Raw genomic sequence first — 8,283 nt, 5'->3', positions numbered from 1 at the left:
GGCTCAGCGGCATACGGAACAGGTCGTATGCCGCTGAGCCGGCTCCCCCGCGCACGTGGCCCCTCGGGGGACGTGACCAACCTGACGGGCCAGGCACCGGGGAGAGGGATAGGGTAGTACTACAGCGAGTAGTACCCGGTGTCCCGGGGCGCACGACGTCCGGGGGACGGACTTTGGAGATGCGCGTGTCCGATCAACAACGAGACCTCACCCCGCTCGCGCCCCTCGGCCTGGGCCGCCTGCGATCCGGACCGGTCCGGTCCCAGCGCCCGGTCTACGTCGACCTGCTGCCACCCTGCAACGCCGGCTGCCCGGCGGGGGAGAACATCCAGGCGTGGCTCGCGCACGTCAAGGCCGGGGACCACGAGGCTGCCTGGCGGCAGCTGACGCTGGACAACCCGTTCCCCGCCATCCACGGCCGGGTCTGCTACCACCCGTGCGAGACGGCGTGCAACCGGGCCGACCTCGACGGAGCCGTCTCGATCCACGGGGTCGAGCGCTTCCTCGGCGACCTCGCCATCGAGCGGGGCTGGCAGTTCGAGGCCCCGGCCACGCGGACCGGGCACCGAGTGCTCGTCATCGGCTCCGGGCCGAGCGGACTCTCCGCCGCCTACCACCTCGCCCGGCAGGGCCACGACGTCGTCGTCCGCGACAACGGGCCGGCGCCCGGCGGCATGATGCGCTACGGGATCCCGGCCTACCGGCTGCCCCGGCACGTCCTCGATGCGGAGATCGACCGCCTCGTGCGCCTCGGCGTGCGCTTCGAGCAGGACCACCGGGTCACCGACCTCGAGGCGGAGCGACTCGAGGGTGGCTTCGACGCCGTCTTCGTCGCCGTGGGGGCGCACCTGTCGAAGCGGGTCGACATCCCCAACATGGACGCAGGACGGGTCCTCGACGCCGTGACCTTCCTCCGCGGCGTCGAGACCGGCGAGCAGCAGCCTCTCCACGGGACCGTCGCCGTCTACGGGGGCGGCAACACCGCGATGGATGCCGCGCGCGTCGCCCGGCGCGTCGGCGCGGACGAGTCGGTCATCGTCTACCGGCGCAGCCGGGAGCAGATGCCCGCCCACGAGGAGGAGGCGGAGGACGCCGAGGCCGAGGGGATCCGGATCAACTGGCTGCGGACGATCCAGGACATGGGCGAGGGCGAGCTCACCGTCGAGGTCCAGGAGCTCGACGAGCACGGCCGCCCGCACGGCACCGGGACCTACGAGACTCTCGCCGCCGACACGGTCATCCTCGCCCTCGGGCAGGAGAGCGACACGGCCTTCCTGCGCGACGTCGCGGGCGTCGAGTTCGACGACGACGTCGTGAAGGTCGCGCCCTCGACGCTCATGACCGGTGCCCCGGGCATCTTCGCCGGAGGCGATGCCGTGCCCAGCCAGCGCACCGTGACCATCGGTGTCGGCCACGGGAAGCGCGCCGCCCGCAGCATCGATGCGTGGCTGCACTCGGAGGAGTTCGTCAAGGAGCCCCGGCACGACATCATCCACTCCGACCGGCTCAACCTCTGGTACTTCGGCGACCACGACCGGCGCCAGCAGCCGGAGCTCGACCCCGCGGCCCGCATCGCGGCCTTCGAGGAGGTCGTCTCCGGGCTGTCCGAGCAGGAGGCGGGCTTCGAGGCGGGACGGTGCCTGTCGTGCGGCAACTGCTTCGAGTGCGACGGCTGCTTCGGCGCGTGCCCGGAGGACGCGATCATCAAGCTCGGCAAGGGGCTTCGCTACGAGTTCGACTACGCCAAGTGCACCGGCTGCGGCACGTGCTACCGACAGTGCCCGGTCCACGCCATCGAGATGGTCGCAGAGTCGGAGTTCACCCGATCGGAGTCCACGCAGCCGGTGCTCACGCAGCCGGTGCTCACGCAGCCGGAGCTCACACAGGTCGATGCCACCGACTCGGTGGAGAGGGGTTGACGAGGTGGTACCCACCGACACGGTCACGAAGGACAGCCCGAACGCCACGGTGACAGGCGACGAGGGCAGGCCCGGCACCGTCAGCGATGACGTGCTCGCGCGAGGAGAGGGGCCCCAGGTCGACACGGTCACCGTCGACGGGAACGAGGCCGCGGCCGACGTCGCCTTCCGGCTCAACGAGCTGTGCGCCATCTATCCGATCACGCCGTCCTCGGCGATGGCCGAGCTCGCGGACGAGTGGTCCTCGCACGGACGGACGAACGTCTGGGGCACGGTCCCCACCGTCGTCGAGATGCAGAGCGAGGGCGGGGCAGCGGGCGCGATGCACGGCGCCCTCCAGGGCGGTGCCCTCGGCACGACCTTCACCGCGTCGCAGGGCCTGCTCCTGATGATCCCCAACATGTACAAGATCGCCGGTGAGCTGACCTCGACCGTCTTCCACGTCGCGGCGAGATCCATTGCGGCGCAGGCCCTGTCGATCTTCGGGGACCACTCAGACGTCATGGCCGTGCGGCAGACCGGCTACGCCCTCCTCTCGTCGGGGTCCGTGCAGGAGGCGCACGACTTCGCGCTCGTCGCCCAGACGGCGACGCTCGAGAGCCGGATTCCCTTCGTCCACTTCTTCGACGGCTTCCGGACCTCGCACGAGCTGAACACCATCGAGCGGATCGGCGACGACGTCCTGCGTGACCTCGTGCCCGAGGAGCTCGTGCGCGCCCACCGCTCCCGCGCCCTGAGCCCGGAGCGGCCGTTCGTGCGCGGCACCGCCCAGAACCCGGACGTCTACTTCCAGGCCCGGGAGACGGTCAACCCGTTCTACGTCCGGGTCCCGGGGATCGTCCAGGCCGCGATGGACCGCCTCGCGGCGCACACGGGGCGGCAGTACTCCGTCGTCGAGTACGACGGCGACCCCGCGGCCGAGCGCGTCATCGTCATCATGGGATCCGGCGGGCAGACCGTCGCCGAGACGGTCCGTCACCTTCGCGGTCGGGGGGAGCGGGTCGGGGTGCTCCGGGTCCGGCTCTACCGGCCCTTCCCGGCGGCCGAGCTGCTCGCAGCGCTGCCGTCGACGGTCCGACAGGTCGCGGTCCTCGACCGGACGAAGGAACCGGGGTCCGGCGGCGAGCCGCTCTTCCTCGACGTCGTCGCCGCGCTGACCGAGGCGCACCAGGCCGGCGACCTCGCGGTCCTCCCGCACGTCATCGGCGGACGATACGGCCTGTCCTCGAAGGAGTTCACGCCGGGCATGGTCGCCGGCATCTTCGCCGAGCTCGCCGCGGCCGAGCCCCGGCCCCGGTTCACGATCGGCATCAACGACGACGTGTCGGGGACGAGCCTGCCCTATGACGAGGACCTCGACATCGAGGACGCCGAGACCCTGCGCGCCGTGTTCTTCGGCATCGGCTCCGACGGAACCGTCGGCGCCAACAAGAACACCATCAAGATCCTCGGCGCGAACCCCCAGATGCAGGCCCAGGCCTACTTCGTCTACGACTCGAAGAAGTCGGGCGGGCAGACCGTCTCGCACCTGCGGTTCGGACCCAACCCGATCCGGGCGCCGTACCTCATCCGTCAGGCCGGGTTCGTCGGCGTGCACCACCTCGGCCTGCTCGACAAGGTGGATGTCCTCGGCGTCGCCGCGCCGGGCGCCCGGGTGCTGCTCAACGCGGCAGGCTCGCCGGCCGAGGTCTGGGCGGGGCTCCCTCGCCCCGTGCAGGAGCAGGTCATCGCCAAGGGACTGCGGCTGTGGGCCATCGACGCCGACGCCGTCGCCGAGGCGGCAGGGCTGCGGGGCCGCACCAACACCGTGCTGCAGACCTGCTTCTTCGCCATCTCGGGCGTGCTGCCCCGGGAGGAGGCCCTGTCCGCGGTCAAGGCCGCCATCCACAAGACGTACGGCCGCCGGGGGAGCGAGGTCGTGCGGCGCAACGAGGCCGCGGTCGACAGCGCGGTGGCAGCCCTGCACGAGGTGCCCGTCCCCGAGGCGCCCGACGTCGCCGGCCGGGCGATGCCGCCCACGGTCCCTGCGGACGCGCCGGAGTTCGTCCGGACCGTGACGGCGGCGATGATGGCCGGCCGCGGTGACGAGCTGCCGGTCAGCGCGCTCCCCCTCGACGGGACGTACCCGAGCGGCACGACCGCCTTCGAGAAGCGGAGGATCTCCGACCTCGTGGCCCAGTGGGACCCCGACAGCTGCATCCAATGCGGCAACTGCGCCTTCGTCTGCCCGCACAGCGTGATCCGCTCGAAGTACGTCGACCCCGACGCTCTCGACGGCGCACCGGAGGGCTTCCCCACGGTCCCGCTCAACGCGGTGGGGCTGCCGGGCTCGCGCTACACGCTGCAGGTCTACGTCGAGGACTGCACCGGGTGCGGCCTCTGCGTCGAGGCCTGCCCGGTCACCAACCCCCTCGACGACGCCCGCAAGGCGATCAACCTCGGCCCGCTGGACCCCGTCCTCGAGTCCGAGCGCGACAACATCGAGTTCTTCGAGACGCTGCCGCAGAACGACCGGGCCCGGGTCGACTTCGGAACGGTGCGCGGGACGCAGTTCCTCGAGCCGCTCTTCGAGTTCTCCGGAGCCTGCGCAGGCTGCGGCGAGACTCCCTACCTCAAGCTGCTCTCGCAGCTCTTCGGCGAGCGGGCGACGATCGCCAACGCGACCGGCTGCTCGTCGATCTACGGCGGGAACCTCCCGACGACGCCGTGGAGCAAGAACGCCGCCGGCCGAGGACCGGCCTGGTCGAACTCCCTCTTCGAGGACAACGCGGAGTTCGGCCTCGGGCTGCGCCTCGCCGCCGATCTGCACACGCGGCTGGCCCGGGAGCGGCTCGCCGAGCTGCGGGACCAGGTGGGGGCCGACCTCGCCGACGCCATCCTCGAGGCGCCGCAGGTCAGGGAGTCGCAGCTCACGGCCCAGCGCGACCGGGTCGCCGAGCTCGGCCGGCGCCTCGCGGGCCTCGAGGGGCCGGCGGCCGAGGACCTCCGCAGCGTCGTCGACCATCTGCTGCGACGCAGCCTGTGGATCGTCGGCGGCGATGGCTGGGCCTACGACATCGGTTCCGGCGGGCTCGACCACGTCCTCGCCAGCGGACGTGACGTCAACGTGCTCGTTCTCGACACCGAGGTCTACTCCAACACCGGCGGGCAGTCCTCCAAGGCGACCCCGCTCGCAGCCGTGGCCAAGTTCGCCGCCGGAGGCAAGGACGTCGGAAAGAAGGACCTTGCCCTCCAAGCGATCTCGTACGGCAACGTCTACGTGGCCAGGGTCGCCATGGGAGCGGACTCGCAGCAGACGCTCACGGCCTTCCGGGAGGCCGAGGCCTACGACGGGCCGTCCCTGATCATCGCCTACAGCCACTGCATCGCCCACGGGATCGAGATGAGGGACGGACTCGACCAGCAGTACCGCGCCGTGGCGAGTGGTCACTGGCCACTGCTCCGCTACGACCCGACGGTGCGGGCGAAGGGTGGCAACCCCTTCCAGCTCGACTCGCCTCGCCCGCGGATTCCGCTCGAGGACTACATCTACCGGGAGCTGCGCTACCGGATGCTCCGCAGCTCCGACCCCGACGAGGCCGATCGCCTGCTCGCTCTCGCGGAGGAGGCCGTCCACCAACGGTGGGTGACCTACGAGGAGATGGCGACGCGCGGACCGGCGCGCTTCGCGACGGACGCGAGGAGAAGCTGATGGACCTCACGACGCACTACCTGGGCCTCACGCTGCGCAACCCGCTCGTCGCGTCGGCCTCGCCCCTGTCGGTGTCCCTCGACCGGGTCGTGGCGCTCGCGGACGCCGGCGTCGGCGCGGTCGTCCTCTACTCGCTCTTCGAGGAGGAGGTCCATCGCGAGGAGCTGCGTGACGTCGCCATCGTCGAGACGCACGAGCACGCCTTCGGCGAAGCGATGTCGTACTTCCCGTCGACGGCCCGTCCGATGGGTGGGGAGCCGAGCGCCGTGTCGCGCTACCTCCGGCTCCTCGAGCGGGCGGCGACGACGGTCGACGTGCCGGTCATCGGCAGTCTCAACGGCAGCACCGAGGGTGGGTGGACGACGTTCGCGCGCTCGATGCAGGACGCCGGGGCCGCCGCGATCGAGCTCAACATCTACTTCGTCCCGGGCGACCCACACACGCCGGGTCGGCTCGTCGAGGACCGCCACGTCGAGATCCTCCGGGAGGTCAAGGAGAACGTCAGCATCCCGGTCGCGGTCAAGCTGAGCCCCCACTTCAGCTCCCCGGGCGAGATGGCGCTGCGCCTCGACGAGGCGGGCGCCGACGGTCTCGTCCTCTTCAACCGGTTCCTCCACCCGGACGTCGACGCCGAGCGGCTCACCGTCGAGCCCGGCATCGTCCTGTCCCGACCGGAGGAGGCGCGGCTGCCGAGGTCGTGGATCGCCATCCTGCACGGTCACGTCACCGGCTCCCTCGCCGCCACGACCGGCGTCGAGCGGGCCGAGGACGTCGCCGCCTACCTCCTCGCAGGTGCGGACGTCGTGATGACCGCCTCGGCGCTGCTCCGCCACGGGGTCCAGCACGCGGGCGCGATCCTCACTGGCCTGGAGGACTGGCTCGCCCGCAAGGGATTCCGGTCGATCGACGAGGTGCGGGGCCGGCTCGCCGTGCCACCGGAGGCCGACCCGACGGCCTACGAACGGGCCGGCTACGTCGCGGCCCTGCAGCGCGGACGGGACACCTACTCCTCGCTCGGCATCCGCTAGCTGAACAACTAGCCGTCCGGCGTCCCGTTCCCGAAATGGCGTCCCGATCTCGGAACGCCAGCGCCCACCAGCGCCGCCACGTTCCCCCGCGCTCAGCCCAGCGGCATACGACACGTTCCGTATGCCGCTGGGCTGGGTCGCGACCGGGCGTTCAGTGGCGCTTGCGGCCGACCTCGACGATGCGCCAGCCCCGCTCGACCGCGAGCCCACGCAGCTCGCGGTCGGGATTGACCACGACGGCGGTCCCCACGCGCTCGAGCATCGGCAGGTCGCTCACCGAGTCGCTGTAGGCGACGCTGGCGCCCAGGTCATAGCCGCGTTCGGCGGCGAGCTTCTCGATCTCGATGACCTTGCCGTGGCCGTAGCAGAACTCACCGATGAGCCGCCCTGTGTAGCGGCCGTGCTCGTCGAGCTCGCTGCGGGTTGCCACCGCACCCTCGAGCCCGAGGGCCGCGGCGATCCGGCCGACGAGCTCGATCGGCGAGGCGGACACGACGATGCGGTCCATCGCGCCAGCCTTGGACTCGGCGAGCAGGGCCGCGGACTGGGGGATGAGCCGGCGGACGATGCCGGGGACGATGGCGTCGGCGAGGTGGATGATGTCGGACTGTCGCGTGCCCGCAACCGCACCGAGGATGCGTTCGCGGAGCGCGGCTGAGCTGGCGTCGGTCGACCCCTTGCGGTGGAAGGCGACCGCGTTGAGGGTGTCCTTGACGAGGTCGCGCCAGGGCACGTGGCCGCCCCGGAAGGCGGCGACCGCGAGGGGGTAGTTCGCCGAGCCCCTGATGAGGGTCCGGTCGAGGTCGAAGAAGGCGGCGGCGCGCTGGCCGGGCCGGACTGCCGCCCCGTCAGAGCCCATGTGCCACCATCGGCAGCGGGGAGGACCGCCTGACCGACGGCGGCGTGTCGTTGACGCCCTGCTTGGGCAGGCGCTTCGTCCGTGGCGGCAGGGCGAGGCGGAAGACCTTGGCCCAGGCCTGGTAGACCTGCTGCGGCATCGGGCCGGTCGTGTAGGGCAGGCCGTAGCGCCGGCAGATCTCGCGGACCTCGACGGCGACCTCCCCGTAGCGGTTGCTCGGCAGGTCGGGGAAGAGGTGGTGCTCGATCTGGTGGCTGAGGTTGCCCGTCATGATGTGCAGCAGCGTGCTGCCGGAGATGTTGGCCGAGCCGAGCATCTGCCGGATGTACCAGTCGCCGCGGGTCTCGCCCTCGATCATCTCCTCCGTGAAGACGTCGACGCCGTCGGGGAAGTGGCCGCAGAAGATGACCGAGTGGGCCCAGACGTTGCGGATCGCGTTCGCGGTGAAGGTGCCCCAGAAGGCCTGCTTGCCAGAGCCGAGGAGGGCGGCGACGGCCGGGGTTGCCGCGTAGTCCTTGGTGAACTGGCGCACGACCTTGCGGCCCGTGGCCTTGAGGTCGTTGACGACGTCCTTCGTCGGCTTGTCGCCCTCCTGCCACGCCTCGAGCTCGAGGTCGTAGAGGGCGATACCCCACTCGAAGAAGGGCGCCAGCCAGAGGTTGATGACCGGGTTGAGCAGGTTGTACGGCTTCCACGGCTGCTCGTCGGACATGCGCAGCGTGGAGTAGCCGACGTCCTTGTCCTTGCCGAGGACGTTGGTCCACGTGTGGTGCAGGTCGTTGTGCG

Annotated in this window: 5 protein-coding genes; 3 read left to right on the top strand and 2 right to left on the bottom strand. The window is 71.1% G+C overall.

From position 1 onward, the window contains the following. Nucleotides 1–179 precede the first annotated feature (179 nt). Genes LOY02_RS16330 through LOY02_RS16320 form a run of 3 tightly spaced genes read left to right on the top strand, consistent with a single transcriptional unit; the run spans nt 180 to nt 6,638 of the window. Nucleotides 180–1,919 (top strand): NAD(P)-binding protein, encoded by a 1,740-nt coding sequence (locus LOY02_RS16330; RefSeq protein WP_317183429.1) that lies wholly within the window; start codon nt 180–182, stop codon nt 1,917–1,919. 4 nt (nt 1,920–1,923) lie between these two features. Further along, nucleotides 1,924–5,610 carry a pyruvate:ferredoxin (flavodoxin) oxidoreductase gene (nifJ, locus tag LOY02_RS16325; protein ID WP_317183428.1) on the top strand — a complete coding sequence of 1,229 codons (3,687 nt, stop codon included), beginning with the start codon at nt 1,924–1,926 and terminating at the stop codon, nt 5,608–5,610. Next, nucleotides 5,610–6,638 carry a dihydroorotate dehydrogenase-like protein gene (locus LOY02_RS16320; protein ID WP_317183427.1) on the top strand — a complete coding sequence of 343 codons (1,029 nt, stop codon included), beginning with the start codon at nt 5,610–5,612 and terminating at the stop codon, nt 6,636–6,638. Before nifJ ends, LOY02_RS16320 begins: the two co-directional genes overlap by 1 nt. Before the next feature lie 151 nt (nt 6,639–6,789). On the opposite strand, the gene LOY02_RS16315 is transcribed toward LOY02_RS16320, so the two are convergent. Beyond that, complete coding sequence (locus LOY02_RS16315) at nt 6,790–7,497, bottom strand: HAD-IB family hydrolase (RefSeq protein WP_317183426.1); 708 nt, start codon at nt 7,495–7,497, stop codon at nt 6,790–6,792. Further along, a partial coding sequence (locus LOY02_RS16310; protein ID WP_317183425.1) for an acyl-CoA desaturase occupies nt 7,487–8,283 on the bottom strand: 797 nt, incomplete at its 5' end. The genes LOY02_RS16310 and LOY02_RS16315, both read right to left, overlap by 11 nt.

Origin of the sequence: Intrasporangium sp., assembly GCF_032907665.1 — a bacterium.
Lineage (GTDB): Bacteria > Actinomycetota > Actinomycetes > Actinomycetales > Dermatophilaceae > Intrasporangium.
This window is presented reverse-complemented; position numbering and strand designations above follow the sequence as displayed.